Annotated in this window: 24 protein-coding genes, 1 tRNA gene and 1 pseudogene; 16 read left to right on the top strand and 10 right to left on the bottom strand. The window is 66.5% G+C overall.

What is annotated here, in order from left to right; genetic code table 11:
• Positions 1 to 389, bottom strand: a 389-nt coding sequence (locus tag EV659_RS11290; protein ID WP_341539390.1) for a type IIL restriction-modification enzyme MmeI, incomplete at its 3' end; no start/stop codon positions are given.
• Positions 386 to 562 carry a hypothetical protein gene (locus EV659_RS15245; protein ID WP_200288055.1) on the bottom strand — a complete coding sequence of 59 codons (177 nt, stop codon included), beginning with the start codon at positions 560 to 562 and terminating at the stop codon, positions 386 to 388. The genes EV659_RS11290 and EV659_RS15245, both read right to left, overlap by 4 nt.
• A 630-nt stretch (positions 563 to 1,192) precedes the next feature.
• Between EV659_RS15245 and EV659_RS11285 the strand changes: the two genes are divergently transcribed.
• Complete coding sequence (locus EV659_RS11285) at positions 1,193 to 1,807, top strand: type IV toxin-antitoxin system AbiEi family antitoxin domain-containing protein (RefSeq protein ID WP_132708983.1); 615 nt, start codon at positions 1,193 to 1,195, stop codon at positions 1,805 to 1,807.
• Positions 1,800 to 2,711, top strand: coding sequence for a nucleotidyl transferase AbiEii/AbiGii toxin family protein (locus EV659_RS11280; RefSeq protein WP_132708982.1), 912 nt, complete (start codon positions 1,800 to 1,802; stop codon positions 2,709 to 2,711). Before EV659_RS11285 ends, EV659_RS11280 begins: the two co-directional genes overlap by 8 nt.
• 358 nt (positions 2,712 to 3,069) lie before the next feature.
• On the opposite strand, the gene EV659_RS11275 is transcribed toward EV659_RS11280, so the two are convergent.
• From EV659_RS11275 to EV659_RS11265, 3 genes are all read right to left on the bottom strand, one after another.
• Entirely contained in the window at positions 3,070 to 3,525 is a 456-nt protein-coding gene (locus tag EV659_RS11275) for a hypothetical protein (RefSeq protein WP_132708981.1), read from the bottom strand.
• 104 nt (positions 3,526 to 3,629) lie between these two features.
• Positions 3,630 to 4,133, bottom strand: coding sequence for an antirestriction protein ArdA (locus tag EV659_RS11270; protein WP_132708980.1), 504 nt, complete (start codon positions 4,131 to 4,133; stop codon positions 3,630 to 3,632).
• 281 nt (positions 4,134 to 4,414) lie between these two features.
• Entirely contained in the window at positions 4,415 to 5,734 is a 1,320-nt protein-coding gene (locus EV659_RS11265; protein ID WP_132708979.1) for a hypothetical protein, read from the bottom strand.
• Positions 5,735 to 5,823: 89 nt separating this feature from the next.
• Here EV659_RS11265 and EV659_RS11260 point away from each other — a divergent pair, with 89 nt between their 5' ends.
• The 5 genes and pseudogenes from EV659_RS11260 to EV659_RS15240 all read left to right on the top strand — a co-directional run.
• Complete coding sequence (locus EV659_RS11260; RefSeq protein WP_132708978.1) at positions 5,824 to 6,129, top strand: hypothetical protein; 306 nt, start codon at positions 5,824 to 5,826, stop codon at positions 6,127 to 6,129.
• Positions 6,122 to 7,186, top strand: coding sequence for a hypothetical protein (locus tag EV659_RS11255; RefSeq protein ID WP_132708977.1), 1,065 nt, complete (start codon positions 6,122 to 6,124; stop codon positions 7,184 to 7,186). The genes EV659_RS11260 and EV659_RS11255 overlap by 8 nt, the downstream gene beginning before the upstream one ends.
• On the top strand, positions 7,179 to 7,862 hold the full coding sequence (locus EV659_RS11250; RefSeq protein ID WP_132708976.1) for a vWA domain-containing protein: 684 nt from the start codon (positions 7,179 to 7,181) through the stop codon (positions 7,860 to 7,862). Before EV659_RS11255 ends, EV659_RS11250 begins: the two co-directional genes overlap by 8 nt.
• Positions 7,863 to 8,002: 140 nt before the next feature.
• On the top strand, positions 8,003 to 8,263 hold the full coding sequence (locus EV659_RS11245; protein ID WP_132708975.1) for a hypothetical protein: 261 nt from the start codon (positions 8,003 to 8,005) through the stop codon (positions 8,261 to 8,263).
• A pseudogene (locus tag EV659_RS15240) lies at positions 8,260 to 9,219 on the top strand (recombinase family protein); the annotation flags it as partial. The gene EV659_RS11245 and the pseudogene EV659_RS15240, both read left to right, overlap by 4 nt.
• A gap of 559 nt (positions 9,220 to 9,778) precedes the next feature.
• Here EV659_RS15240 and EV659_RS11235 read toward each other — a convergent pair.
• Positions 9,779 to 9,855: transfer RNA gene (locus EV659_RS11235), tRNA-Arg, on the bottom strand.
• A 351-nt stretch (positions 9,856 to 10,206) separates the two neighbouring features.
• On the opposite strand from EV659_RS11235, the gene EV659_RS11230 reads away from it, so the two are divergent.
• The 6 genes from EV659_RS11230 to EV659_RS11205 all read left to right on the top strand — a co-directional run bounded on the left by EV659_RS11230 (position 10,207) and on the right by EV659_RS11205 (position 16,636).
• Complete coding sequence (locus EV659_RS11230; protein ID WP_200288057.1) at positions 10,207 to 11,022, top strand: acylneuraminate cytidylyltransferase family protein; 816 nt, start codon at positions 10,207 to 10,209, stop codon at positions 11,020 to 11,022.
• Positions 11,019 to 11,969 carry a phosphoglycerate dehydrogenase gene (locus EV659_RS11225; protein ID WP_200288059.1) on the top strand — a complete coding sequence of 317 codons (951 nt, stop codon included), beginning with the start codon at positions 11,019 to 11,021 and terminating at the stop codon, positions 11,967 to 11,969. The genes EV659_RS11230 and EV659_RS11225 overlap by 4 nt, the downstream gene beginning before the upstream one ends.
• A complete protein-coding gene (locus EV659_RS11220) occupies positions 11,966 to 12,775 on the top strand; it encodes an SDR family NAD(P)-dependent oxidoreductase (protein WP_132708974.1) in 810 nt (269 codons plus the stop codon). Before EV659_RS11225 ends, EV659_RS11220 begins: the two co-directional genes overlap by 4 nt.
• On the top strand, positions 12,772 to 13,659 hold the full coding sequence (locus tag EV659_RS11215) for an SMP-30/gluconolactonase/LRE family protein (RefSeq protein ID WP_132708973.1): 888 nt from the start codon (positions 12,772 to 12,774) through the stop codon (positions 13,657 to 13,659). The genes EV659_RS11220 and EV659_RS11215 overlap by 4 nt, the downstream gene beginning before the upstream one ends.
• Positions 13,660 to 13,734: 75 nt before the next feature.
• Positions 13,735 to 14,616 carry a glycosyltransferase family 2 protein gene (locus EV659_RS11210; protein WP_132708972.1) on the top strand — a complete coding sequence of 294 codons (882 nt, stop codon included), beginning with the start codon at positions 13,735 to 13,737 and terminating at the stop codon, positions 14,614 to 14,616.
• Positions 14,561 to 16,636: a glycosyltransferase family protein gene (locus EV659_RS11205; protein ID WP_132708971.1), complete on the top strand. Its 2,076-nt coding sequence runs from the start codon at positions 14,561 to 14,563 to the stop codon at positions 16,634 to 16,636. Before EV659_RS11210 ends, EV659_RS11205 begins: the two co-directional genes overlap by 56 nt.
• Here the strand turns inward: EV659_RS11205 and EV659_RS11200 are convergent, their stop codons facing one another.
• The gene (locus EV659_RS11200) at positions 16,637 to 17,428 is read right to left on the bottom strand and encodes an FkbM family methyltransferase (RefSeq protein ID WP_132708970.1); all 792 of its coding nucleotides are present in this window, start codon (positions 17,426 to 17,428) and stop codon (positions 16,637 to 16,639) included.
• Positions 17,429 to 17,682: 254 nt separating this feature from the next.
• On the opposite strand from EV659_RS11200, the gene EV659_RS11195 reads away from it, so the two are divergent.
• Positions 17,683 to 18,408, top strand: a complete 726-nt coding sequence (locus tag EV659_RS11195) for a hypothetical protein (RefSeq protein ID WP_132708969.1) — start codon at positions 17,683 to 17,685, stop codon at positions 18,406 to 18,408.
• A gap of 3 nt (positions 18,409 to 18,411) precedes the next feature.
• The gene (locus EV659_RS11190) at positions 18,412 to 18,972 is read left to right on the top strand and encodes a hypothetical protein (RefSeq protein ID WP_132708968.1); all 561 of its coding nucleotides are present in this window, start codon (positions 18,412 to 18,414) and stop codon (positions 18,970 to 18,972) included.
• Positions 18,973 to 19,008: 36 nt separating this feature from the next.
• Here the strand turns inward: EV659_RS11190 and EV659_RS11185 are convergent, their stop codons facing one another.
• Positions 19,009 to 20,451 (bottom strand): hypothetical protein, encoded by a 1,443-nt coding sequence (locus tag EV659_RS11185; protein WP_132708967.1) that lies wholly within the window; start codon positions 20,449 to 20,451, stop codon positions 19,009 to 19,011.
• A 179-nt stretch (positions 20,452 to 20,630) separates the two neighbouring features.
• Between EV659_RS11185 and EV659_RS11180 the strand changes: the two genes are divergently transcribed.
• Positions 20,631 to 22,352, top strand: coding sequence for a tetratricopeptide repeat protein (locus tag EV659_RS11180; protein WP_132708966.1), 1,722 nt, complete (start codon positions 20,631 to 20,633; stop codon positions 22,350 to 22,352).
• 53 nt (positions 22,353 to 22,405) lie between these two features.
• Here the strand turns inward: EV659_RS11180 and EV659_RS11175 are convergent, their stop codons facing one another.
• Positions 22,406 to 22,960, bottom strand: a complete 555-nt coding sequence (locus tag EV659_RS11175; protein WP_132708965.1) for a DUF2867 domain-containing protein — start codon at positions 22,958 to 22,960, stop codon at positions 22,406 to 22,408.
• A 138-nt stretch (positions 22,961 to 23,098) separates the two neighbouring features.
• Entirely contained in the window at positions 23,099 to 24,730 is a 1,632-nt protein-coding gene (locus EV659_RS11170; protein ID WP_132708964.1) for a DUF2867 domain-containing protein, read from the bottom strand.
• Positions 24,731 to 24,737 lie beyond the last annotated feature (7 nt).

Raw genomic sequence — 24,737 nt, 5'->3', positions numbered from 1 at the left:
CCGTCATCAACCCGCGAACCAAGACCGCCTCCCAAAAGCCAGTCTTGAATCACGCTTCGACCGCCTTGGGAATCCACTTCGTCAACAGGACCTAACCACTCGCCGTCGGTGGCGAGCACGAATTTTGCCCTCGCTTTCTTGGTGGCCGGGCTGTCCTTCAGTGCGACAAGGGTGTCCGTGACCGCGCCCGGCTCGCATACCTTGATATGGATATTGCTGGTTTGAAGCACGCCATCGAGATCGGACTTGTTCGACGCGCCGGTGCGCAGCCGCTTGATCGTCGTTGCCTTGTTCCCGAAAGCCTCCAGAAAGGCATAGGGAAACTCCTGAGCGTCAAAAGGCTGCTCAGCTAGGTCCGATATGGCTTCTTCAATTTCAACGGCGTTCAACGGCTTACTCGTTTCTTTTTCTCAGGCGTGTCCGGGGCTTCGTTCTCGGCGATATAGGCGCGCATAAATTCGCGGATGACCTGCGCCGCAGGTCGATCTTGCTGTCGGCAGATTTCCAGAAAACGCTCCCGGAGATCACGCTCGACGCGAATGCGAAGGCCCGAATCTTTCATTGGAAGAGTGTAGCCGATGGATACACATTACTGCAATGAAATTCAGAGGTATATCCTCAGGGCTCGCATCCAAGGACGCTTCCTTGGTCGGGGTTCAGCGGCGATACGCTGACGCCTCTCCAAACGGCGGGAGTTTGGTCGTGGGTATCGGGTCGCGAAAGACCTGATTGGCATCCAATCGGCGCACGGTTGGTCTCCATGACGATGGTCGCGCTGAAGGCGTCTCCATGAAATGGTCGGGGGGTCCAGGGGGCTATGAAATGCCCTTTGGTCGATGGGGTGCAGGGGAGCGCCGAAGGCTCCCTTGTGAGTGATGAAACGACGATACGTTTTGCTGGCTCTGGATGGGTTCAATGCCCTCTCAAGAGCCAGTGGCCGGGGGTTGCACAGGGGCGCGCAGCGGGCCCCTTGCCAAGATGTGTGGTAGTACCACACACATCTTGCGGTCTAAATAAGACCGGGTTTTCCGGTAGTACACTGATGATCGGGCGGTGGATGGTACTTCCATCCCTTACGGTTATGCCCCATCCAAACGGCCTTTGTCGCCCGGCGCAAAGGAATCCTTTTGAGCGCGTGAGCTTATGTGATAAAATCACTGGAGTTAGATATTAACCCCATAGATTTTCTCACATGCCGCAAACTGATTTCACACAAGAACAAGAGACGCTCCGGCTGCTCCGAACTCGTGGTCCAATGCGCAGCAAAGAGCTGGCGGATGCGGGTATCCACTATCAGACGCTGTCACGGCTGGTGGAGGCGGGCAAGATCACGAAAGTGCGCCGGGGGCTCTATCAACTCCCTGAAAGTCCGGAGCCTGACGATCTGGCCGAGGCGGCCCTGCAAGTGCCCGGCGGTGTCATCTGTCTCGTCTCGGCGCTGCAATTCCATGAGCTAACGCTCCAGATGCCGCACAAAACATGGGTAGCGATCGGAGAGTCGGCGCACCAGCCAAAAATTACTTATCCGCCAGTGACCTTTGTCCGTTTTGGTGATCAAGCGTTTTCGCTTGGTATCGAAACGCATGATGTTGGCGGAGTCGATGTCCGGATTTTTTCACCGGCCAAAACAGTGGTGGACTGCTTTCGATATCGAAAGCAGGTAGGGCTTGATGTGGCGCTTGAAGGTCTCCGGAAGGCGATCGAAAACGGCAAAGCAAAGCCAGGCGAAATCGGTGATTTCGCCCGCAAGCTTCGTATTTGGACGGTGATCCGGCCCTATCTCGAAGCGGTGGCTGCCGATGGTTGATCCGAAAGCCAATATCGCGGCATCCGTGCGCGATCGCCTCAAGAACGAGGCGCGAAAACAGGGCACGACGCTGAACGCGCTGCTTATCCGTTTTGGACTGGAACGGTTTCTCTATCGGCTGGGACAATCCCCGCACTGGGACCGCTATCTGCTCAAAGGCGCGATGCTGTTTGTGTCCTGGGCGGACATGCCGTTCCGCCCAACCCAGGACCTCGATCTATCCGCACCTGCGCCGTTTGATCCCGATCGTGTCGAAGCCGATATCCGCGATATCTGCGCCATGGCGATAGAGCCTGCTGACGGGCTTGTCTTTCAACCCGAAAGCCTGCGCGTCGATCCGATCCGGGAAGCAAATAGCTATCACGGTTTTCGTGTGCGCTTCGACTGGACGCTCGGTCAGGCCCGCATTTCCAATCAAATTGATATCGGCTTTGGCGACGCGATCACGCCGGGGCCGGTCGAGATGGACTACCCGGCGCTCTTGGATATGCCGCAGGCGCATATCCGGGCGTATCCGCGCGAGACGGTCGTCGCCGAGAAATTCGAAGCGATCGTGTCGATCGGTCTCGCCAATAGCCGGATGAAAGACTTCTACGACCTCTGGCTGATGTCGGAGACTTTCGAGTTTGATGGGGCTTTGCTCCTGGAGGCGGTCAGAACGACGTTTGAGCGGCGGCGCACGGCGCTTCCGGCAGAGCCGCCTGCCGGTCTTCAAGATGAATTTGCCAGCGATCCTGATCGCACCTCTATGTGGTTGGCTTTTCTAAAACGTGCGGAGATGAAGAGCGCGCCCGACTTCGATCGGGTTATTGTCAGGCTGAGAGACTTTCTTATGCCGCTGGGTCTACAAAATACTGAGAACCTGATATGGCAGAACGGAAGCTGGCGGAATGTGCATTTATAAAAATTACATTGATAATTAAATTCAAATCTTGTAGTAATAATTACCACTAATATAAATACTGCATACAAAAAATTTTATTATAAAGAAAAACAAATAGTGGATTCACATTTGACATTCATAATTTAATAAATTGGATAAGCAATGAAATTATCAGAAAAATTTAAACATTTTGCGCAGCAATGTTATACGGATTCCTCTAGGCCGTCTCTAATGAAAATATCATTTGTATGTGCTGCCGCAGTTTTGCCTTTCAGCCCAATCGCATCAGCTATAGTAGCGAGCAGCCCAGTTATCGGTACAGGCACGGGTCTTATATGCGATGGTATAGGTAAAGCCATCGAAGTTCTTGAGCCTGAACCTAAGGCGTGACAGCCCCACTTCCTACGGTGGGTAAACATTCAGCGACCGCTTTCGCAATTGCGAATCCTGTATCACCGCTTTTCGCCTTCAAACATGAAACAAAAGCATCTCTGAAATTCCCTCCTGAGTGAGCTTTTTTTCTAGCTTCGGTGTAACATCCCGTGATTTGATCATAAGTTATGCTCAATATGCGCGGTACAAGACAGGCTGCATAAACACCTATCGCAATACCAGGATCAAACTTAATAATAGCCGGTGCTGTCGTGTCATCATCTCTTATAGATAAAACCAGATCAAAGTTTGCTGCACTTTTCTTGACTCCGTCCTTCATCGCCCGGACATTAATGATCGCGATTGGTGCAGTTTGCGTCAATTCAAGGCTGATGATCACACGGAAGCCAGACTCGCCATAAACTTGATAAGCATCTTCGACGATCGTTTCTTTGATTGCCATTTATGCTCACTCCCGATAACCTCTGCTATGAACTTCGATTGCAAACGATAGGCACTCTAGTCGCCTGTAATTAATCATCGCAAGCCATTTCCTCGATCCAAGGATCACACCCCGTCTGCGATGTAGCTGTGGCCATCAATCTCGACCTGGGTGATGTCACCGCCAAGCACCATGTCACGGGCGAAGGCTTCGGAATCGAAGTAGTAGCGCAGGTTCTCCGGCATCTGGTCAAGCATGCCGGTGCTCTCGATGAACTCCTCGGCATATTCGATCGCCGTGCCCTCGAAGAGATGCAGATCGTCGATCCGATCCAGGGCGTCTTCGACGCTGTAGCCAAAGTGCTCGATCAGGATGATGAGCTTCACGGCCTCGTCGTCGTCCATGTCTTCGAAGCGCTCAAACCAGTCTTTCAGGTTGGCTTGGTTAACGCCGATCGCTTCGAAGAGCCGGTAGCTGTCGCCGTCGATGAACTGGATTTCGTATTCCTCGACCGGATCGCCGTGCTCGTTGCGGTGCGCGGCGGCGCGGGTCTGATATTCCTCATAGGTGTCGAAGTAAAAGCCTGTGGCAGAGATGTCATAGGGTGTGGCGTGGTAACGGTTGCTCATTGTCTTGGTCCTTTCTCGCTGTTGTCTGGTCCCGTGATCGGGACGCGAACGAGAAAGGCCGGGCGAAAGAGCCGGACGTGCAAAGCGAGGCCATGGCCTCGCGCGGGCTAACACGGGAGCGAACGCCCAAGTCCCCGGGGCGTGAGCGAATGGAGCGGGCGGCCCTTGCGCGGTCGGCGCGCCCGGCCATGTTGGCGTAACGATGATTGATCACGGACCGGCCCAACGCGCGATGGGCCTGAAAGAGGGTGAAGCGGAAAAGCTCTCGTTCCCCTGTGCCGTTATTCCGGCTCGCTCTCTTCCGGCATCCAGAGGCCAAATTCTGCCGCAATGCCCTGAACCAGCCGGATGGCCTCCGGCAATTGATCGGTATCCAGTGGCATCAAGGCGGGCGGATCGAAGGGACGGCCCACCTGCTCAGGACGGTCTGGTCCGCGCGCCGGACACATGGAGATCGGGCCGCCAGGAAAATCGAAGAAGATATTGTTGACCAGCGGAAAGGTATTCGCCGCCAGCCGCATTGATATCACCTCGTTAAATGGTGTGCTGATCCCGAAAAGCGCGAGATCGAGATGCACCTGTATGGATTGGTCGATGGAGCCGAGTGCCCAGCGGAACCGGCTGAGATCGAACGCATCGCTTTCGGCGCCGATCCGTTCACCGTGCATATAGGCCGTCGGGTCGAGCTTCCAGACAAGCGGTCCCGTGAATCCTTCGCCAAGGCCGGTAAATCCCGGCGCGGCCATACCGCTTAAGACAATCGGCTCATGGGTGCGCAAAATCTCCAGGAACGGGAATTCCAAGTCCATCTGAACAGCGCGCCTCTCGCGGTTGCCGATCATCGCCAAGAGATTACGGAACATGGCGACGGCCCGTTCGTGACGAAACAGTCCTTTCAAGGGAAAGATGAACACCGAAACGGGGCGATATCCCCCTGCGACCGGCGGGCCGAAGGCGAGGATTGTGTTCGGGGCATAGCCTGTACGCAGCTGTGAGTAGCGGGTAAGAACGGTCATCTTTGCCCGCTTGCCATCGAACCGGCTGCCCTCCAGAACATCGAAACCGCAGGCATAGTCCTCACTGCCGGGCAGGCCGATCGCCTCAAGCTCCAGCGATCCGGTCCAGTAAGAGGCGATATCGGCAGCGATCAAAGACGCCCCGCGCGCCTGCCAGCTCTCTGCCAGATAGCCGTGATTGTCCTGAAGCCGCTCTATCGCCATTTCATAGTGGTGAGACAGGTCGGCGATTGAGGGGAAACTCTCATCGACGATCTGGAGATAGGCATCATAGATGCGGACTTTCTGGTCGTTGGTTTCCCATGTCTTGGTGAGATCGGCAGTCGGACTGAGCGCATCACGCAAGTCGCTGTCCGTAATTGCGTCGTCGCCGTATAAGAGCGGCGAGCCATCAGGATAGCGAATCGCTTCGGCCCGTCGGGCGAGCGTTGCGAAGATGTCTGAGCGGAAACTGCCGCGTCCAAAACGCGGCTGCCTGGCTTTCAGGGTCTCAAATTGCGAGCGCAAAGCTTTGCGGATCACATTGCGCTGAAAACCTGAGCGATAGCTCCGTCGAACGATAATTTCCCGCTGAACATCCCGCATGCCTGCCAGCCTCCTGCCACGACAGTAGCGGGGCGGGATTCAAATAATAAGCCTCGATCACGGATGACTTCCGCTTTTGAGGCATAGACATGGAAAAGGCAGACAACACCGACCAGAGCAAGACCTCCGCTCTCGATGCTTTCGAGGCTTCTCTGGCAGAACTGCGCGCGCCCGCCAAGGCAGTGATCGCTCAGGCGCTGCGTGAGCTGTTCGAACTCGCTCGCAAAGAAGCGGATGCGGCACGGGCATTGGCTGATCAGCACAAGGCTGAGCTGAGCGCCGCCTTTCATGCCTACCTGACCCTTCATGAAGATACCGAGACCTTCGCCAGGCTGAAGGCAGACCATGAGCAACTGCTCCGTCGCACGAGCGAGAGAGGGGGCGATCATGGCTAAGGCGACCTCTCGCCCGATCACTCGCTTGCGCCCGCACCAGATTGAAATAATTGGCGCACTGCATGGCGCGGCCCGCAAAGCCTTCCTGCTGTCGGCGGCGGGGCTTGCAGCACTGCCGCTTGTCCTCCTGGTACTCGCGGCGGCGCTGGCAGTGGAGTTTCAATTGATGCTTCACACCATGGTGACGCTCCTGGATGACGGGACCGGCAATCAGCCGATCACGCTTCTGGGCCTCAGTTCTCTGATCGCCATCGTCGCGCTGCATGTGCTCACCCGCCAGCCTGGCAGCGAGGCGATCCATCGCTGGATGATGCGCCTCGGGCTGGTCGCCCTTGTGCTCTTCCTTTTGGGTCTCGGCTTGATCGTCGCCATGGCGAGCTTTGAGGTCGCCGCTGCCATGCTGTTCGATCCGGCCACCGGCATCGACGGCCTCGATAGCTGGCTCGCCGGTACTGAACGCGAGGCGGAAGACGAGAGCTTGGTTGCGTTTCTGCGCGATCTGTTCGCGGACTATGGCGGGCTGATTGCGCTTGTTTTGGCGAGCCTTGGCCTGGGGGGTGTGTTCTTCCTGACCGTCCTGGTCAGCCATTTCCTAATCGGTCTGGCGCTCAAGCTCGCTGGCGAATTTATCACTGCGCTCACACGGGTGCGGGAATCAGCCAGGCTGAAAGCGGTGATGCTCGCCGCTGATGCGGCGCTGGCGGCGGCGGCGCACAAGGTCGCCCGCCATAACGCCGTGTCGCCGGCGACGGCTGTTCGCGAGGCCGTGGCCACCCTCACGGCGAAAGCCGATAGCGCGCTGAGTCATCCCCGCCGTGTGGTCCAGGCGGCTGACCTGATCAAGCCCGATGAAGCGGGCGATCCGCTGGCCGGGCTGGGCTCAAAGCTGCTCGGCCTGCCCGCTGAAGTCGGCACGCTCGATATGCCCGCCCTTAAAACCCTTCTGGCCGATCTCGACCAGGCGATCACCGAAGACACGCTCTTCGATATCGCCCTGTCCGTAGCGATCAACGAGCTCGGCCTCACTGACAATGATCGGGAGATGTTCGATGACTAAGGCTGCATTCCTCGCTGGCTGTGCGATGCTGGGCGTTTTCGGACAATCCGCCTTCGCGGACGAGCGGCGTGCCCCGCAGAATCTGATGATCGCGCTGGATGTCTCGACCTCAAATGTGATCGTCGAAAGCGATGTCATGGCGGCCAAAGCCGGTCGCAAAGCGGCGGAAATGATCCATGCCCTGGATAATGGCGATCGGGTACATTTCCGCACCTTCGGCTCCTACAGCCAAAGCGATAATCCGCTGCGCCTGGACATTACCGTCTCCCGTCGGATGCCTGCGCACCGTGTTGCGGCAAGTGTGGGGCGGCTGATCGCCAGCCTGCCGGACCTGGTAGCGAGCGGACGCCTGCCTGCTGGCGGCACAACGCACATCACCGCCTTCCTTGAAGAGGAAGCGGCGCTTCTCTCCTGCAGCACGCGCGAGACCAAACTCGTCCTCTTCACCGATGGGATCGAAGCCTCGCCAGAGACAAGTCCGAAACGCCTGGCCGATGGGCAAGCTACTTTGCCCGCCCCTGACCGCGATGTGCTCCAGGGCTGCGGGCTCAGCCTCTACGGCATCGGGGAGACCACGGGCGGCGCAAACCGCGCGCGGACCGAGAATCTCATCGTCGCGTGGAGAGCCTGGGCCGAACAAGCGGGCGCTGCCTTCAACGCCTTCCCGAAATACTGATGCGGAGCACTCAGATGATCACCGAAATGAAAGCCTCCGTAACACGCATAAATCCGGGATTTATTTGCAATCACTCTACTTATGGTGGTATACTAAAGATAGAGGACTGGCTTTATTTAAAAGCCAGCTTGTTGGAATAGATGGGACCGGACTATGAGAAATACCGGCCCCTGCTGGGTGATTTTGATCTGAGCGAAGAGCAGAAGGATGACCTTCTCAAGGCCATGTGGTCGATCATGGACTCATTTGTGGACCGTGCTTTCGGAGACGATCCCGTTCAGCAGGTGGTCTGCAAGGAAGATTTTGGAAAAGATTCGGAAAAACTTGGCGTTGCTGATTCTGATGAGGTAAAGTCGAAAAACAGCAGCAAAAAGAAGGATCATAAGGACTTGAAGCCATGAAAAGTAATGACGCGGTCATTTATGGACGGGTATCGAGCGTAAGCCAAACCAAACGTGGTGATGGCCTGGCCTCGCAGGAGGTCCGGTGCCGCGAATTTGCGAAATTCAAGGGCTTCAATGTCATTGATGTTTTTACCGATGACACGACGGGTACATCGGCTGACCGTCCCGGACTTAATCGGATGCTCGCCTTTCTGCGCCATCGCAAAAGCGACAAGGTTACAATCATCATCGATGATATCACCCGCATCGCGCGGGGAATGGAAATCCACCTTGAAGTCCGCAACGCTATTCGCGGGCTTGGCGCGACGCTTGTCTCGCCGTCGATGGAATTCAAAGACGACCCGGACTCGATGTTCATAGAACATGTTCTGGCCAGTCTGTCCGAACACCAATCCGGCAAGAACAAGAAGCAGACCATTGATCGTATGCGTGGCCGCCTATTGAACGGTCACTGGCCGTTCAATCCGCCGATCGGATTTAAGCGTAGGCGCGCGCCGGAATTGGGAAATACCTTTGTCCGAGATGAACCCGTGGCGTCGATCATCCAGGAAGCCCTGGAAGGTTTCGCAAGCGGTCGTTTTCAGACGCAGGCGGAAGTAAAGCGCTTCCTCGAAGCCCAGCCGGATTTCCCGAAAAACCCGAAGACGGGCACGATCACGAACCAACGGGTCAAAGATCTGCTCGTGAACATGCTTTATGCGGGCTACCTCGAATATCCGAAGTGGGATGTTTCGCTGCGGAAGGCTAAGCACGAGCCGATTATCAGCTATGAGACCTTCCAACTCATCCAGGACCGGCTTGCCGGGAAAGCACGCGCACCTGCAAGGAAAGACCTCAGCGAGGATTTTCCGTTGCGCGGATTTATCTGCTGCGCTTCCTGTGGAAATCCGCTGACCGGCTATTGGTCGAAGGGCAATGGCGGGCGTTACGCCTATTATCACTGCTTCACGCGGGATTGCTCCGAAAAGGGCAAAGCCATCCGCCGTGATGAGATTGAGGGGGCGTTTGATGCGCTTCTCCAAAACGCTGCGCCAACCCGCAAGCTGTTCGAGGTCGCGCTCGCGATGTTCCGCGACCTTTGGGACATGCGTCTCAATCTCGTCGGTGAACGCCGGGCCAACATGAAGCGCAAGGTTTCCAGAATCGAAACCCAGATCGAGGGCCTGGTCGAGCGCATTGTCTCCACACAGAATGTGGAGGTCATCGATGCCTATGAGGCCAAGCTCTCAAAGCTGAAATCTGAAAAGGTTCTTTTAGAAGAAAAAATCGCTCATACGAGCGATTTGGTTGCCTCGAAAGGCGATGCCTTCGAGGAGTCGTTTCGAACCGCCATGCAGTTCTTATCAAACCCGCAGAAACTCTGGCGTTCCGAGCGTATTGAGGACAAGCGCGCGGTGCTGAAACTCACCTTCGCGGACAAACTTCGTTTTGCCCGGAATGAAGGATTTCGAACCGCGAATTTGACCTTACCTTTCAAGCTCTTAGGGGATTTTTGTACCGGAGAAAAAGGAGTGGCGCACCCGAGAGGATTCGAACCTCTGGCCTCCGCCTTCGGAGGGCGGCGCTCTATCCAGCTGAGCTACGGGTGCATACCGTTCGCGAGATGCTTACGCCATGCTTACGCGAGATTTTCGTTGGCCTGAAGAGCGAACCCGACATCCGCTCAAGCCCTTGTTTAGTCAATTCCTTTTACCGGCACCTTCAATCTTCGCCAGACTTGACATCCGCCTTCGGAGGGCAGCGCTCTATCCAGCTGAGCTACGGGTGCCTAAACCAGCGGCGCTGTCTCTAACCGTTTCTGGGCTGGGGCGCAAGGGGCATCTGGGACCCGACCCGGCAGTCCCGGCCCAACCACCTTCGACAGCAATCGAAAATTGCATTTGGCCGGCGCCACGCTAGGCTCTGAAACGGTTCCATCCGTCCCAACCGCCAGATCGCCCATGCCAGACAAATTGCCCACCGACCCACCCCCCATATCGCCCGAAACACCGCCCGCCTTGGTCGCCCTGCTGCCCATGAAGGCGCACAGCGCGCGCGTGCCCAACAAGAATTTCCGCACCATCGCCGGCAAGCCGCTGTTCCGCTGGGTGCTCGACAGCCTGCTCGCCCTGCCCGCCGTGGCGCGGGTGGTGATCAATACCGACGCGCGCGCGCAATTGGCCCAAGCCGGGCTCGAAGCGGGCGGGCGGGTGCTGATCCGCGACCGCCGGGCCGACCTGTGCGGCGACGCGGTGAGCATGAACAAGGTGCTGGCCGACGACATCGCCGCCTGCCCGGCGCACGCCTATCTGATGACCCACACCACCAACCCGCTGCTGTCGGCGGCGACCCTGGCCCGCGCCATCGACCGCTTCGCCGCCGTGCGCCGCGACGGCACGGCGGATTCGCTGTTCGCGGTGACCCGGTTGCAGACCCGGCTCTATGCGGCCGACGGCGCACCGCTCAACCACGACCCCGACCATCTGATCCCGACCCAGGACCTGGCGCCGCTTTACGAGGAGAATTCCAACTTCTACCTGTTCACCGCCCAGAGCTTCGCCGCCACCGGCGCGCGCATCGGCGCCCGGCCGCAGATGGTCGAGACGCCCAAGGTCGAGGCGGTGGACATCGACGACGCCGACGACTGGGCCATGGCCGAAGCGCTGTTGCTCTACCGCCAGCGCGCCCAGGCCGCCGCCCCCCCCGCGGGCGCCCCGGCCGGCGCGCCCGCGCGCGATACTGACAGCCCTGCCGCACACCGGGAGCCCCGGCGATGACCGCCGCCCCCCCACGGGTGCTGGTCACCTGCCCGCCCATGCTGGGCATGATCGACGCGTTTCGCAACCGCTTCGCCCGCGCCGGCGTCGACCTCGACGCGGCCCATGTGGTGCAAACCCTGTCCGAGGAGGCGCTGATCGCCCGGCTGCCGGGGGTCGACGGCTGGATCATCGGCGACGACCCGGCCACCGCCCGGGTGCTCGAAGCCGGGGCCGCCGGGCGGCTGAAGGCGGCGGTCAAATGGGGCGTCGGCACCGACAATGTGGACTTCGCCGCCGCCCGCCGGCTGGGGCTTGACTGCACCAACACCCCCGGCGTGTTCGGCCGCGAGGTCGCCGACATCGCCATGCACTACGTCACCGCGCTGGCCCGCCACACCGTCGCCATCGACCGGGCGATCCGCCAGGACGCCGCCTGGCCCAAGCCGCGCGGCCTGTCGCTGGCCGGGCGCACGGTGGCGCTGGTGGGGTTCGGCGATATCGGCCGGCAGACCGCCCGGCGCCTGCTGGCCGCCGAGATGCGCGTGCTGGCCTACGACCCGGCGTTCGCGGCCCAGCCGGGGCTCGACGTGACCCCGGCGCGCTGGCCCGAGCGGCTGGACGAGGCGGACTTTCTGGTCTTCACCTGCCCGCTGACCGAAACGACCCACCATCTGTTCGACCGCGCGCTGATCGAGCGGCTGAAACCGGGCGTCCGGGTGGTCAATGTGGGCCGCGGCCCGGTGATCGCCACCGACGCGCTGGTCGCCGCCCTGGAGCGAGGCGTGGTCCACAGCGCCGCCCTCGACGTGTTCGAACACGAACCGCTGGCCGCCGACGCCGCGCTGCGCCGCTTCGACGCCTGCGTCTTCGGCTCGCACAATGCCTCGAACACCGCCGACGCCGTCGACCGCGTCTCGCACCAGGCGATCGACACCCTGTTCGGCTATCTGGGCATCGACGGATGACCGCCGCGCCCGCAACCGACCCGGCCACCGCGCCCGCAACCGACCCGCCGGCCCCCGCCTCGCCGCCTTGCGCACTGGTTACCGGCATCGCCGGGGGCATCGGCCAAGCCATCGGGCGCGCGCTCAGCGCCGCCGGCTACGCCGTGCTGGGCATCGACCGGCCGGGCGTGCCGGCGCCCGCGGGCGATGTGTGCGGGCGCTTTCTGGGCCTCGACCTGGCGCGCCTGGCCGCCGACCCGGTGGGCGCGCCCGAGGCCCAAGCGCTGGCCCGGGCGCTCGCCGCCGCGCCGCCGGCGCTGCTGGTCAACAATGCCGCGGTCCAGCATCTGGGCGCCGTCGACGCGCTCCACTGGGCCCAGGTGCAGGAAACCCTGGCGGTCAATCTGGCGGCGCCCGTGGCGCTGGTGCGTGCCGCCCTGCCCGGCCTGCGCGCCGCGCGCGGCACGGTCGTCAACATCACCAGCGTGCACGCGCGCGCCACCAAGCCCGGCTTCTGGGCCTATGCCACGTCCAAGGCCGCACTCGACGGGCTGACCGCAGCGCTGGCGGTGGAGTTGGGCCCCGACGTGCGCGTGGTCGCCCTGGCCCCGGCGGCGGTGGCGACCGAGATGCTGGAGGCCGGGTTCGCCGGCCGCTCGGACGCCCGCGCCGCCTTGGCCCAAGCCCACCCCGCCGGACGCATCGCCCGCCCCCGCGAGGTCGCCGACGCGGTGGTCTGGCTCGCCTCACCGGCCGCGGGGTTCATGACCGGCACCACGCTAAGCCTCGACGGCGGCGTGCTGGCCCGGCTCCACGACCCGGCATGACCGGCCGCGGCGCGACCGTCGAGCGGCTGTGGGCCGCCGGTGCCGTGCTCGGTGAAAGCCCGGTCTGGTCGGGCGACGATGCGCGGCTTTACTGGCTTGATATCAAGGGCCGGGCGCTGCTGGTCTTCGAGCCCGCAACGGGCGGCCGCTGGCGCCACCCCTTGCCGGTGCGCACCACCGCACTGGTCGCCGACGGCCCCGGCCGGCTACTGGCGCTGACCGACGCCGGGCTGGCGGCACTGAGCCCCGGGGCGGCCGACGGCGCGCCGACGCTCGACCTCGACCGGCCGTTGGCGCCGGCGCCGTTCGCCCGCGACCGGGGCCTGCGCTTCAACGACGCCAAGCGCGCGCCCGACGGTGCCATCTGGGCCGGCACCATGGACGACGCCGAGGCCCGCGACCTGGGCGGCTGGGTGCGCTGGACGCCCGGCGCGGCCCGCTTCGAGCCCCTGGCCGACGGGTACCGGGTTACCAACGGCCCGGCCTTCGATACCCGCCGGGGCGTGGCCTATGTGACCGACAGCGCCCGCCGGCGCATCGACCGCGCGCCGGGCTGGGCGCCGGGCTCGCTGGCCGCGCGACGCCCGTTTCGCACCTTCGACCCCGCAGACGGCGCACCCGACGGCATGACCGTGGACGCGGCCGGGCGGTTGTGGGTGGCGCTCTGGGACGGCGGCTGTGTGGTGGTTCTGGCGCCCGACGACGGCCGGACCCTGGCGCGCATCGCCGTGCCCGCGCGCCGGCCCACCAGTTGCGCCTTCGCCGACGCCGGCACGCTTTACGTCACCTCGGCGGCGGTGGGGCTGGCCCAACCACAAGACGACGACGGCGCCTTGTTCCGCGTCCGCGTCGATCTCAACACGCTCTTAACCCCCGAGCGCTAGACCACCAAGGACGGCCCCGCCGACCCCGGCCGACCACCCGCCAACGGTCAAAACCCGGCCCCAGAGAAAGCGGTCATGGACGCCAGCATCATCATCCGCACCTTTAACGAAGCCTCCTGGCTGCCCGCCGCCCTCGACGCGGTGGCGGCCCAGACGCCGCCGGCCGGCGGGGTCGAGACCATCGTGGTGGATTCGGGTTCCACCGACGCCACCCGCGCCATCGCCGAAGCCCATGGCTGCCGCATCGTCCCGATCGCCAAGGAGGACTTCTCGTTCGGCCGGTCGCTCAACCTGGGCTGTGCGGCGGCGCGCGGCGACGTGCTGGTGTTTCTGTCGGGCCACTGCATCCCCGAAGGCGGCGACTGGCTGACCCGGCTGATCGCGCCCCTGGGCCGCGACCGCATCGCCTACACCTACGGCCGTCAGGTCGGCCACGACCGGTCGAAATACTCTGAAACCCGGCTGTTTGCGAAGTATTTCCCCGCCGCCTCGGCGCTGCCGCAAGACGGCTTCTTCTGCAACAACGCCAATGCCGCGCTGTTGCGCTCGGTGTGGGCCGAGCACCGCTTCGACGAACAGTTGACCGGGCTCGAAGACATGGACCTGGCCAAGCGCCTGCTCGCCGCCGGGGCGCGCGTGGGCTATGTGGCCGACGCGGCGGTAACCCACATTCACGAGGAAAGCTGGCACAAGGTGCGCACCCGCTACGAACGCGAGGCGGTGGCGCTTCAGGGCATTATGCCGGAGGTGCAGGTTGGGCTCGGCGACGTGGTGCGCTATTTCTTTTCCGCCGTGTTCCTGGACTGGGCGCAGGCGGTGCAGGATCGCGTGTTCTGGCACACCGCGGGCGAGGTGGTCCTGTTCCGGCTGATGCAGTACTGGGGCACCTATCGGGGCAATAATGAACACCGCAAGCTATCCGCACGGCGACGAGACGCCTACTTCTACCCCCGGTGACGAGACCGGACCGGGCGCCGGGCCGGAGACCGAAACCGCCCCCCGGGGCGAAACCGACGCCGAGCCCAGCCCGGCGCTGCCGGCGCGCCTGCCGCGCATCCTGCTGCTCGACCCGACGCGGATCGGCAATGCCACCGCCACCGGCGAGTTGAAGGCGACACTGTTCGCGCCGTGGGGGCCGAACCGGCTGTTTCAGATCTTCGTCGCCGAGCCGGGCTTCATCGGCGTGCGCCACGGCCGGCTGTGGCAACGGGTGGCGACCGACGACGACCGGCTGCCGCTCGGCGTGCTGCACCGGCTCCTGGCCTTCGCGCCCGAATTGATCGTCGTCCGCCCGGTGCCCGACCAGCCGGTGTTCCACGCCATCGCCATGGACCTGGTGCACAGCCTGGGCCTGCCGGTGGTCACCTGGATCATGGACGACTGGCCCGAGCGGCTGCGCGTCGACGACCCGGCTCAATATGCGCGCCTCGCCCCCGAATTGCACCGGCTGCTGGCGCGCTCGGTGCGGCGGTTGAGCATCGGCGACGCCATGACCGAGGCGTTCGAGGCGCGCTATGGCCTGCCCTTCGAGGCGTTCGCCAACGGCGTCGACCGCGCGCACTGGCCGGCCCCGCCGGCGCCCGAAGACAAGAAAGGCCCGGTGCTGGTGCGCTATGGCGGCGCGCTGGCTGCCAACATGAACCGCGACAGCGTGCTGCGCGTGGCCGACGCGGTGGAGCGGCTGGCCGGCGAAGGGCTCGACGTGCGCTTCGAGATCAAGACCGGGCGCTATTGGTATCGCCAGGTGGCCAGCACGCTGGCGCCGCTTGACCACAGCCGGGTGATCCGGCGCACGCTCAGCCGGCGCGGCTACCGGCGCTGGCTCCAGGGCGCCGACATCGCGCTTATCGCCTATAATTTCGACGACGCGTCGCAGCGCTACACCCGCTATTCGGTGGCCAACAAGCTGCCCGAATGCCTGGCCAGCGGAGCCGCCCTGCTGTTCCATGGCCCCATGGACACCGCCACCGGGCAGATCGTCGCCCAAAGCCGCGCCGGCGCCTGGTGTGCGGCGCCTGACCCTGTGGCGCTGACCGGGCTGTTGCGCGACCTGGTGATCAACCACTGGCACCGCCGCACGCTCGGCGAACGCGGCCGGGCGCTGGCCTTCGCCGACTATGACATCCACCGCATCCGGGCGCGCTTCGCCGCCATGACCGTCGACGCCGCCAGCCGGCCCATGGCCGCCACCGCCGCCGCCCCGCTGACCGCCGGCGCCTGGGTCAACGAGCCCGCCGCCCTGCACCGGCTGTTGTCGCAAGCCCCCGACCGCCGGGCGCCGTCGGCCCCGCAGACCGCGCTGGACCGGCTGGCCGGCCTGGTGCGACGGACGCCGTTCGCCCGGCAACCGACGCTCGCCCGGCTCGACCGGCCGCTGGGCCCCGACCGCACCGCCGCCACCCTGCCCCAGGGGCGCTGGCAGCACCGGCCGGCGTCGAGCCAGGCCCCGCTCGACCTGCTGCGCATCACCGGCGAAGCGGCGGGGGAGACCGCCGGCGACCGCCCCCCGCCCGGCACCGGCACAGCGGACCAGGCCGGGCCGCTGGTCGCCGCGCTCGACGCCGCGCTGGCACGCCGACCAAGGCCGCGCGCGCTGGCCTTGCACCTGCACGGCACCGGAGACGACCAGGCGGACCAATGGGCGGCCGCCATGGCGCGCCTGGCCGACGCTGACTATGCGCTCTATGCCAGCCTGTGGCACGCGCCGCGCTCGACCCGCTATCACGCCTATTGGCAGGGGTTGGTGGCGCTGGGCACCGAGCCCGACGCGCCGCGCCCCGAGGCCGCCTGGGGCACGCTGTTGGCGTTTCGCGACGACCCCGGCGGCCCGGCGCTGCGCGACGCGCTGCTGGCGACCCTGACCGTGCAGGGGCGCGGCCGGTCGCTCGGCCGCCGCCTGCCGCCGGCCCTGCGCCTGCGCGGACGCGGGATACGCGGTCGCTGGCGTCAGCTGCTGACCCGCCTGGGCGGGGGCTAATCAGTCGGTCGCGGCGTCGGGTGCGGTGGTCAGCACGGCGGCGAAGGCGTCGGCGACCGCCGGGCCGCCGGGGTCGTCGCGAAACGCCAGCAGATTGCCCCAGGCGTCGCCCGGCGGCGGGCCGTCGGCGGCCGGGGTCAGACGGTGCCAGTCGTGGCGGATGCCGTAGCGGATGATCGGGTGCCACGTGCTCACATAGACCGCATAGCCGCGCTCGGCGAGGAAGGCGATGATGTCGCCGGCGGTGTGGCCGCGCGGCCGGGTCTTGTTGTCCTCGAACTCGCATTCGATGCACGCCGGGCGCAGCCGGTCCCACGCCACCCCGCGCAGCACGTCGAGGTCGTGACCTTCGACGTCGATCTTCAGAAACTCAATGGCGCTCAAGCCCCGTTCGTCGGCGATCCGGGCCACCGTGGTCACGTCGACCCGGCCGCGCGGGGCGTGGCTGTCCAAAAAGGCGTGCAGGCCGCTGACGCCGGTGCTCTCGGGCGAGGCGTAGAAGGCCACGTCTGCGGCCGGTTCGGCGCCGACCGCGCGCGGGTCGATCACCACCCGCTCGGCGCTGCCGAAGCGTTCGACCAGCTTGGCGCGGTTGTCGGGGTCGGGCTCGAAGGCATGAACCTGCCAGCCAAGGCGCGCGAACGGCGCCAGCGCGCCGCCCACATGGGCGCCCACATCGACCATCACCGAGCCCGCCGGGCGGTCCGCCAACAGCCGCGCCAGGGCGCGGGTTTCGTCCAGATGGGCGTGGGCGGTGCGCGGATAGACCAGTGCGGGGCGGCTGCGGGCCATGGGCCGGGTCCTTGGTGGGGCCCCTCAAGGACGCCTTGAGGGGGAGCCTCGACAGGGGGTGGGCAGCGGGCGGTCGGCGTCTCGGCCGGCGGGACGCGCAAGCCCCTTGTTCCACGGCCCCTTTACCGGTCGCCCGACGCCACGCTAGCATAATCGCGCGCAGTGCCAAGGGGATCGCAAACGCTGCCTCGGTCGCGGGGGCCGCAGCGCAGGCGAACCAAACCGGCGCGCGCGAACCAAAGGGGGAGAGGCGCATGGAGGATTGGCAGCAGCCGGTGGCGGCGATACTGGGCAATGGGCCGTCGCTGGCCCAGATCGACCTGCACGCGTTCGGCGACCATATCCACACCTTCGGCTTCAACGCCGCCTATCGCCATTGGCAACGCATCGATTGGCATCCGACCTATTACGCCTGTCTCGACACCGTGGTCGGGCTGTCGCACAAGGACGCGATCGAGGCCATGCTGGCGCGCGCCGACACGCTCGGCATCCGACAGTTCTTCGTGCGTATGAACCTGGCCAGCCAATTGACCGGCACGCCCCAGGCCGAGCGGGTGGTGGCCTATGAACGGCTGGTTCGCCAGCACCCGATCCTGGAACGCTACGCCACCATCACCACCGGCAGCCACGCGGCGATCATCGCCATGTTGCTGGGCTACAAGACGGTGGCGCTGTTCGGCGTCGACCTGGACTATCAGCCGCTCGACGTGGCCCAGACGGTCAGCGGCAATGTGCTGATGACCACCCAGACGCCGGAGCAAAACCCGAACTATTTCTTCGCCGACTATCAACAGGCCGGCGACCTCTACCATGTGCCCAATCCGGGCCGCGACCTGCACCTGGAGGCGTGGGGCGACACCGCCGCGGCGGCCGAGGCGCTGGGCGCGCGTGTGATCAACTGCAACCCGGCCTCCAAGCTCGACCGGTTCGAGCGGCTGGCGCCCGAGCGGTTCTTCGCCCTCGCCGCCGAGGCGCGCTGAGCCATGGCCGAAACGCAGGGCATCGACATCGTCGCCACCCTCCAAACCCTGGTCGGCCAACCGGGCAGCGACCAGCGGGTCATGCTATTGTGTCAGATCCTGGCCCAGGGCGGCGAGCGGTTCGTGCCGGTAACCCCACTGGCCGACCCCGCGCCCCTGGTCGACAGGGCGTTCTGGGCCCAGGCGCACACACTGTCGCGCGACGCGGTGATCGACTGGGTCGAACGCGGGCTCAACCACGAGGTGCTGACCGGAGCCGCCACGGCGGCCGAGGCCGGGCGCCCGGTGTTGATCCACGGCACCGGCGCCACCGGGCGGCGCGCGCTGACCTTGCTGATCGAGGCCGGCCACCGGCCCCGGGGCTTCGTCACGCCGCGCGCCCATATGGCCGCCGAGACCCTGAACGGGCTGCCGGTACTGCCGGCTGAAACGCTGGATGAGGCGGCGGCCGCGCGCCTTGGCACCAAGGCGCGGCCGTTCGTGATCATCGCGTCGAGCTATGCCCTGCTGCTCGACGACTATGAGGCCGCCGGCTATGTGCTGCGCCGCGACGTGATCTGCTGAGCCACCCCATACCGGATGCCGGGGGGCCGTCGCCGGCTAGACCAGCACCCGGTCGCCGACCGCGAAGCCCGCGGCGCGATAGGTTTCGATCACCCGCGCGGCCGCACTCGACGCCACCAGGATCGCCGGTGCGGTGTCGCCGTGCAGGCCGGTTTCGGGCCCGGCGGCCTGGAGCGCTTCGGCCTCATGGACCGGCAGGCCGTCGAGGCTCGGCGCGCCGCGATAGGCCGCCGGGGTGACGAACCCCGCCACGTCCAGCCCCGAGCGCTTGAGCAGCGCCAGCGCGCGGCGGCCATAGGCGCCCGAGCCGTGGATCAGCAGCGGCCGGCCGGCCGCACGGTGGCGGCCGAGGACGGCCAGCAGGTCGGCGGCGAGCGCGTCTTCCAGTTGTTCTGCCGCCTTGGCCGGGGCCAGGGCGCGCAGGGCGGCCAGGCGCTCCGGCGCGCCGAGGCGGGCCACGTCGCGCGGATCGGAAAACGGCACAAACCCCCCGGCGGTCATCACCAGGAAGCGCGCCAGATCGACCAAGGGCCGGCGCAGGGTCTCGGCCGCCGCGGCGTCGGCCGCCGCCCATTCCGCGCCCAAATCGGCCAGCGCCTTGAGCCCGCCGGCGACCACCCGGTCGGGGTCTGGGGTCAGCGCCTCGGCGGCCTCGGCGGGCGCCTCGCCAACGGCCACACAGGCGTCGCCCAGCAGGAAATGGGTCGCCGCCTCGTCCAGGGTCAGGCGCCGGCCGGCCACCAGGTCGGTGTTGCGCACCGCACCGGCGTCGCTCCAATAGGCGTCGAAGCCGCCGCCGCCGGCGCCATATTCGTGGATCGGGTGATACAGGGCCATGCGGTGCGAGGCATCGACCACCCAGGCGCCCTGGTCGCGCGCCGCCCACAGCGCCCAATGGTCCCAGCCGATGCGCCCCACCTCAAGCGCCGGCATGGCGTCGAACAGGCCGGCGCTGAACAACACCAGGTCGATCGACGTAGCGCCGCCCCAGGTGCCGTAGCGGGCGTCCAGGTCCTCGATCAGCCGGGTCACGTCGACGCCGTCCGCCCCCGCCGCCAACCGGCGCGGAAACGGCAGGTTGCGCCGCCGCGCCACGCCGAGCAGCGGCCGCCGGGCGGCCTCGCGGGCCAGCCGCCGAAGCGGTGCGGCCGCCGTCGGGTGCAGCGCGATGTCGGCATTGGCATAGCAAAGCGCCGGCGTGGCCAGGGCGGCGGCCGCTTCGGCGAACAGATGGTCGAGGCGCGGCCGGCCGGGCCGCCCCAGGGGGATATGGGTAAAGCCGAAGGCGGCGGCGGCGTCCGCCGTGCCGGCATCGTCGCCGATCAGCGCCACCGGCAGGCCGAGCGCCGCCCAACTCTTGAGCGCCAGGGTCTGGTGGGTGCCTTCCGCACCTTGGAATGCCTTGGCGGTGGTGAACAGGCCCAGCGGCGGCGCGCTACCGCCCTGTGCGTCCACCGCTTGCCGGTCGGTTTCGTCCATGTGCCCAGCCCCCGTCTCGCCTATCCTGGCGGCGCCGGGGCTTGCCCTGGCCGGCCCCGACGCTCACAAAGGCACTACGCCGCCCGGTGTCGCGACGCAAGGCGCCGGGCGGCCGAACCGCCGCCAGATCGACCAAACCGAACCGGCCCAACCCGTCAGGTTCCAGGGGGAGCGCAGCCATGACCGACCACCGACCCGGCGCGGACACCGCCAACGGCGCCTCCGCCACCGCCGCCGCCCCGGATGTGGCCGCGTTGGCGCAGGCATGGGCTGCCCGGCCCGGCGACCGGGCGGCGTTCTGGCGCTGGCTCGCGGCGCTGACCGACACCGGCGACATCGCCGCGGTGTCGGACGCGCTCGCCGCCTATCGCCGGCACCGGCCGCTCGACGACGAGATCCTGCGCTTCACCGCCCGCTTCCTGGAGCATCAGGGCGCCGGCCCCCTGGCGCTCAAATTCCTCAAACATGCGCTGGCCGAGGGCGGCGACCGTACCGCCACGCTGACCGCCATGATCCGCGTCGCGCGCGGGCAAGGCGACCTGGATACCGCGCACGAGGCTTTCCGCCACGCCAGCGCCGAGGGCCTTGCCGACCCCGACCTGTTGTGCGAGGCGGCGCAATTGTTCCGCTACCAACTGGGCGACCGGGACCGCGCCATGGCCCTGCTCGACCAGGCGCTGAGCCTTGCCCCCGCCCACGCCCCGGCGCTGGAGGCCAAGGCCCATGACGCGGCCGCCCGCCGCGCCGACCCGGGCGAGGTGCGCGCGCTTTACGCCCGGGCGCTTGCCGCCGCCCCCGACGACCCGGCCCTGCACCTCAACCACGCGCTCTACCTGATCCCGCGCGGGGTCTTGGGCGCGGGCTGGGCGGCCTATGAGCACCGGCTCGATCCGCGACGCGGGCCGACGCGCACCGCCGTCTATGCCGACACGCTGCCGGGCTGGCAGGGCGAGCCCTTGACGGGCAAGAGCGTGGTGGTGCTGCCCGAACAGGGCCTCGGCGACGAGATGATGTTCGGCCACCATGTGCCGCGTCTGGCGGGCGAAGCGGCGCGGCTGGCCATCGGCTGCGACCCGCGCCTGGTGCCGGCCTATGCCCGCGCCTTCCCCGACGCCTGGGTCGAGGGCTTCGTCGACGCCATGGACGGCCGCCACCGGCGCCGGCGCCTGCCCAGGCTGGAACAGGCCGTGGCGGCGGGCCACTGGCCGGTGGACCACGCGATCCCGGCGGGCTCGCTGTCGCGGCTCTATTGGCCCGACGCCGCCGCCCTGCCGGCCTGGCCCACGGGCTATCTGGGCGCCGACCCCGACCTTGCCGCGCGTTTGGAGCGCCAGTTGCCGCCGGCCGAGGGGCGCCTGCGCGTCGGCCTGTCGTGGCGCAGCGGCCGCGTCGGTCGGGCGACGACGCCGGCCTATATCGGGGTACCGGGGGCTGCGCGGGTGATGCGCGCGGTGGGCGGCGAGGCGTGCCAGTTCGTGTCGCTGCAATATGGCGCCGACGCCGCCGAAACCGACGAACTGGCGCGCCTCGCCGGGGTGCCGCTCGACGTGGTGGCGGGCGTCGACCTCAAGCAGGATATCGAGGCCAATCTGGCGTTGATGACCCGGATGGATGTGGTGATCGGGCCCGGCATCGCCACGCAGATGCTGGCGCTGGCCGCCGGGCGGCCGACCTGGATCGTCTGCACCCTGCCCCAGTTTTGGCAGTTTGGCGACGAGAGCGAGCGCCCGGCCCATATTCCGGGCCTGCGGGTGTTCGGCAGGCCGACGGGCTCGTGGCAGCCGGTGCTCGACGCCTTGGGCGCGGCGTTGCAGGCGGCAGCGGCAACCGGCGACCCGGACGCACCGCCGGCCCCCTCGTCGGCACCGTCTCCGTCGACCCCGTCGTCGCCGGCATCGTAGCGGCGCGCCGGCGGCGCCGATGGGCGCGGGGCGCGGGGCTCAACCCCCGGGGCTCAGCCGGTGGCGTCTTCGGGCATCGAGGTCAAGGGCGCCGCCCCGGCGGGCTGCGGCAGGTCGCGCGCGCGGTCCTCGGCGCGCCGACAGATTTCGCTGGTCAGGCGGTCGAACAACACCAGATGGGCGGGCTGCATGGCGCGCCAGTAGAGCAGGCCGGAAAAGCCATCGGGCTGCCAATAGGCGGTGGCGGTCAGGCGGGTGCGGCCGTGCAGGCGCGCCAGGTCGAATTCCAGCACGCCGCGGCCCGGCGCCTTCATGCCGAAGATCAGCGCCAGCCGGCGCGGCCGGTCGGCCACCAACACCTCCCAACTGTCGATATGGTCGCCCGGGCGCGGCTCATGGCCCACCGGGCGGGTCCGGCGCATGCCCGGCCCGCCGACCGCCGCGTCCATCATCTCGCGCACGGTCCACAGATAGTTCATGGTGTAATAGCGGTCCTCGCCGCCGATGCCGGCGACCACCTCCCAGACCAGATCCTGGGGCGCGCGCGTCCGTGCCGCGCCGCCGGCCTTGTACTTGAACGACCGATAGTGGCTGTAATCCCGCGCCATCGCGCTACTCCCTCACTCAGCTTGCGCGTGCCCGCGCCGCCACGCCTCCCGTTTGGCGGCTTAAGCCTTTAACCGCCCCAAGGCCGCCTGTCGACGGCCGGGTCGCCCCCGACCCCGCGGCACATGGCCCGCCCGGCGTCAAATCGGCGCCGCACCGGGCAGCGCGTCGTCGGCCGGTCCGGCATCGATTGGCCCGGCGTCGGCCGGGTCTTCGTACCAGCCGCCCTGGGCCGCGTGTTCGGCGATCGCCTTGACCATGCCGCGCAGCATGACGCCGTGCGCCGGGCCCAGTTGATACCAGTAAAGCAGGCCGGCGGGCCCGGCGGGGTGCCAGAACAGCATGGCGCTCAGCCGGGTGCGGCCGTCTTCGCTGGCGCGCACCTCAATCTCCAGGCCGCCGCGCCCGGGGCCGATGGCGTCGGAGAACAGCGTCAGCCGGCCCGGTTCGCCGCCGCCGGCGTCGGGCGCGCGGGCCGCCAGCACCTCGAAAATGTCGAACCGCTCGCCGGGCTCGAACGGGCCCGGGGCCGGGCGCGGGCCGGCGGGCTCGTTGCCGAGCGCCTGGTCCACCTGGCGGCGCAAGTGCCAGCCGACGGACAGGAAGAAATAGCCGGCGCGCGCGGTGCCCAACGCCTCGATCACCTGCCAGACCTCGGCCGGCGTGGCGTCGGTCTCGACCGCGCGGGTCATGGTCTTGGCATAAAAGCCGATGTCGTGGCGCTCGCCGCGCAGGTTGAAGGCGCCTTCGCGGAACCGGTCGGTGGCGACGATCCGCCGTTCGGCCTCCAGCGCGTCGGCGACGCCTTCGGCGAAGGTCCGCGGTTCGCGCGGCACCAGGTCGCGCAAGCCCCGGTCGTCAGCGGAGAAGTCGTACTTCATGCCGCTGAGGAGCGCGCGCGCCACATTGGCCGGCGTCGCGGTCAGTACCGGCATGGCGAGCCCGGCCAGGTCTGGCGGGATCAGCCGGCTGGTGAACAGGCGCGGCTCGTCGCGGCCCAGGGCGCGCGCCATTTCCGCGATCATGGTGTCATAGCCGATGCGGTCGGGTCCGCCGGTCTCGTAGATCTGGCCGGCGGCCTGGGGCGCCTCGGCGAGGGCCACCAGATCGTCCACCAGATCGGCCATGGCCACCGGCGGCGACAGCGAGAACACCTCCCGAGGCGCCACCACCGCCGGCAGATGGGCGGCCAGGTCGCGCACCACCTCGAACGCCACCGAGCCCGGGCCGACGATCACCGGCGCGCGCAACTCGACCACCGGCACCTCGCCGTCGCGCAGGATGTCGCCGGTCTCGACCCGCGACGACAGGTGCGCCGAGCCCTGGCCCTCGGGCGTCACGCCGCCCAGATAGACGATCCGCTCGACGCCGGCGCGCGCGGCCGCTGCGGCGAAGTGGCGTGCGGCGCGGCGGTCGCGTTCGGGAAAGCTGGCGCCGACGCCCATGGAATGGACCAGATAGAAGGCCACCGACACGCCGTCGAGGGCGGCGTCGAGCGTCCACGGCCGCAGCGCGTCGGCGGCGACGGTGTCCACGTCGTGCCAGCCCTCGGCGGCCAGCTTGGCCCGACCGCGCGCCGCGGCGCGCACCCGGTAGCCCTCGTCGACCAACCGCGGCACCAAAAACCGCCCGACCGTGCCGCTGGCGCCGAAGACCAGCGCGGTGCGGCTATTGCCCCGGGATTGGGCACGGGGTTTGGCACCGGATTTGCCCAGGGGCTTGCCCCGGTCGGCAGTCGCGGCGGGGCGGCGGGTCGCTGTGCTCTGCGCCATAGGCTCC

It is taken from the genome of Rhodothalassium salexigens DSM 2132 (assembly GCF_004341375.1).
GTDB lineage: Bacteria > Pseudomonadota > Alphaproteobacteria > Sphingomonadales > Rhodothalassiaceae > Rhodothalassium > Rhodothalassium salexigens.
This window is presented reverse-complemented; position numbering and strand designations above follow the sequence as displayed.

What these genes read in the sequence shown, in the direction of transcription:
- EV659_RS11250 (WP_132708976.1), top strand. Translation starts at nt 7,179, where the DNA reads ATGACTAAGGCTGCATTCCTCGCTGGCTGTGCGATGCTGGGCGTTTTC.
- EV659_RS11245 (WP_132708975.1), top strand. Translation starts at nt 8,003, where the DNA reads ATGGGACCGGACTATGAGAAATACCGGCCCCTGCTGGGTGATTTTGAT.
- EV659_RS11180 (WP_132708966.1), top strand. Translation starts at nt 20,631, where the DNA reads ATGACCGACCACCGACCCGGCGCGGACACCGCCAACGGCGCCTCCGCC.
- EV659_RS11205 (WP_132708971.1), top strand. Translation starts at nt 14,561, where the DNA reads ATGAACACCGCAAGCTATCCGCACGGCGACGAGACGCCTACTTCTACC.
- EV659_RS11270 (WP_132708980.1), bottom strand. Translation starts at nt 4,133, where the DNA reads ATGAGCAACCGTTACCACGCCACACCCTATGACATCTCTGCCACAGGC.
- EV659_RS11175 (WP_132708965.1), bottom strand. Translation starts at nt 22,960, where the DNA reads ATGGCGCGGGATTACAGCCACTATCGGTCGTTCAAGTACAAGGCCGGC.
- EV659_RS11210 (WP_132708972.1), top strand. Translation starts at nt 13,735, where the DNA reads ATGGACGCCAGCATCATCATCCGCACCTTTAACGAAGCCTCCTGGCTG.
- EV659_RS11275 (WP_132708981.1), bottom strand. Translation starts at nt 3,525, where the DNA reads ATGGCAATCAAAGAAACGATCGTCGAAGATGCTTATCAAGTTTATGGC.
- EV659_RS11220 (WP_132708974.1), top strand. Translation starts at nt 11,966, where the DNA reads ATGACCGCCGCGCCCGCAACCGACCCGGCCACCGCGCCCGCAACCGAC.
- EV659_RS15245 (WP_200288055.1), bottom strand. Translation starts at nt 562, where the DNA reads ATGAAAGATTCGGGCCTTCGCATTCGCGTCGAGCGTGATCTCCGGGAG.
- EV659_RS11260 (WP_132708978.1), top strand. Translation starts at nt 5,824, where the DNA reads ATGGAAAAGGCAGACAACACCGACCAGAGCAAGACCTCCGCTCTCGAT.
- EV659_RS11215 (WP_132708973.1), top strand. Translation starts at nt 12,772, where the DNA reads ATGACCGGCCGCGGCGCGACCGTCGAGCGGCTGTGGGCCGCCGGTGCC.
- EV659_RS11265 (WP_132708979.1), bottom strand. Translation starts at nt 5,734, where the DNA reads ATGCGGGATGTTCAGCGGGAAATTATCGTTCGACGGAGCTATCGCTCA.
- EV659_RS11255 (WP_132708977.1), top strand. Translation starts at nt 6,122, where the DNA reads ATGGCTAAGGCGACCTCTCGCCCGATCACTCGCTTGCGCCCGCACCAG.
- EV659_RS11285 (WP_132708983.1), top strand. Translation starts at nt 1,193, where the DNA reads ATGCCGCAAACTGATTTCACACAAGAACAAGAGACGCTCCGGCTGCTC.
- EV659_RS11190 (WP_132708968.1), top strand. Translation starts at nt 18,412, where the DNA reads ATGGCCGAAACGCAGGGCATCGACATCGTCGCCACCCTCCAAACCCTG.
- EV659_RS11280 (WP_132708982.1), top strand. Translation starts at nt 1,800, where the DNA reads ATGGTTGATCCGAAAGCCAATATCGCGGCATCCGTGCGCGATCGCCTC.
- EV659_RS11200 (WP_132708970.1), bottom strand. Translation starts at nt 17,428, where the DNA reads ATGGCCCGCAGCCGCCCCGCACTGGTCTATCCGCGCACCGCCCACGCC.
- EV659_RS11170 (WP_132708964.1), bottom strand. Translation starts at nt 24,730, where the DNA reads ATGGCGCAGAGCACAGCGACCCGCCGCCCCGCCGCGACTGCCGACCGG.
- EV659_RS11230 (WP_200288057.1), top strand. Translation starts at nt 10,207, where the DNA reads ATGCCAGACAAATTGCCCACCGACCCACCCCCCATATCGCCCGAAACA.
- EV659_RS11195 (WP_132708969.1), top strand. Translation starts at nt 17,683, where the DNA reads ATGGAGGATTGGCAGCAGCCGGTGGCGGCGATACTGGGCAATGGGCCG.
- EV659_RS11185 (WP_132708967.1), bottom strand. Translation starts at nt 20,451, where the DNA reads ATGGACGAAACCGACCGGCAAGCGGTGGACGCACAGGGCGGTAGCGCG.
- EV659_RS11225 (WP_200288059.1), top strand. Translation starts at nt 11,019, where the DNA reads ATGACCGCCGCCCCCCCACGGGTGCTGGTCACCTGCCCGCCCATGCTG.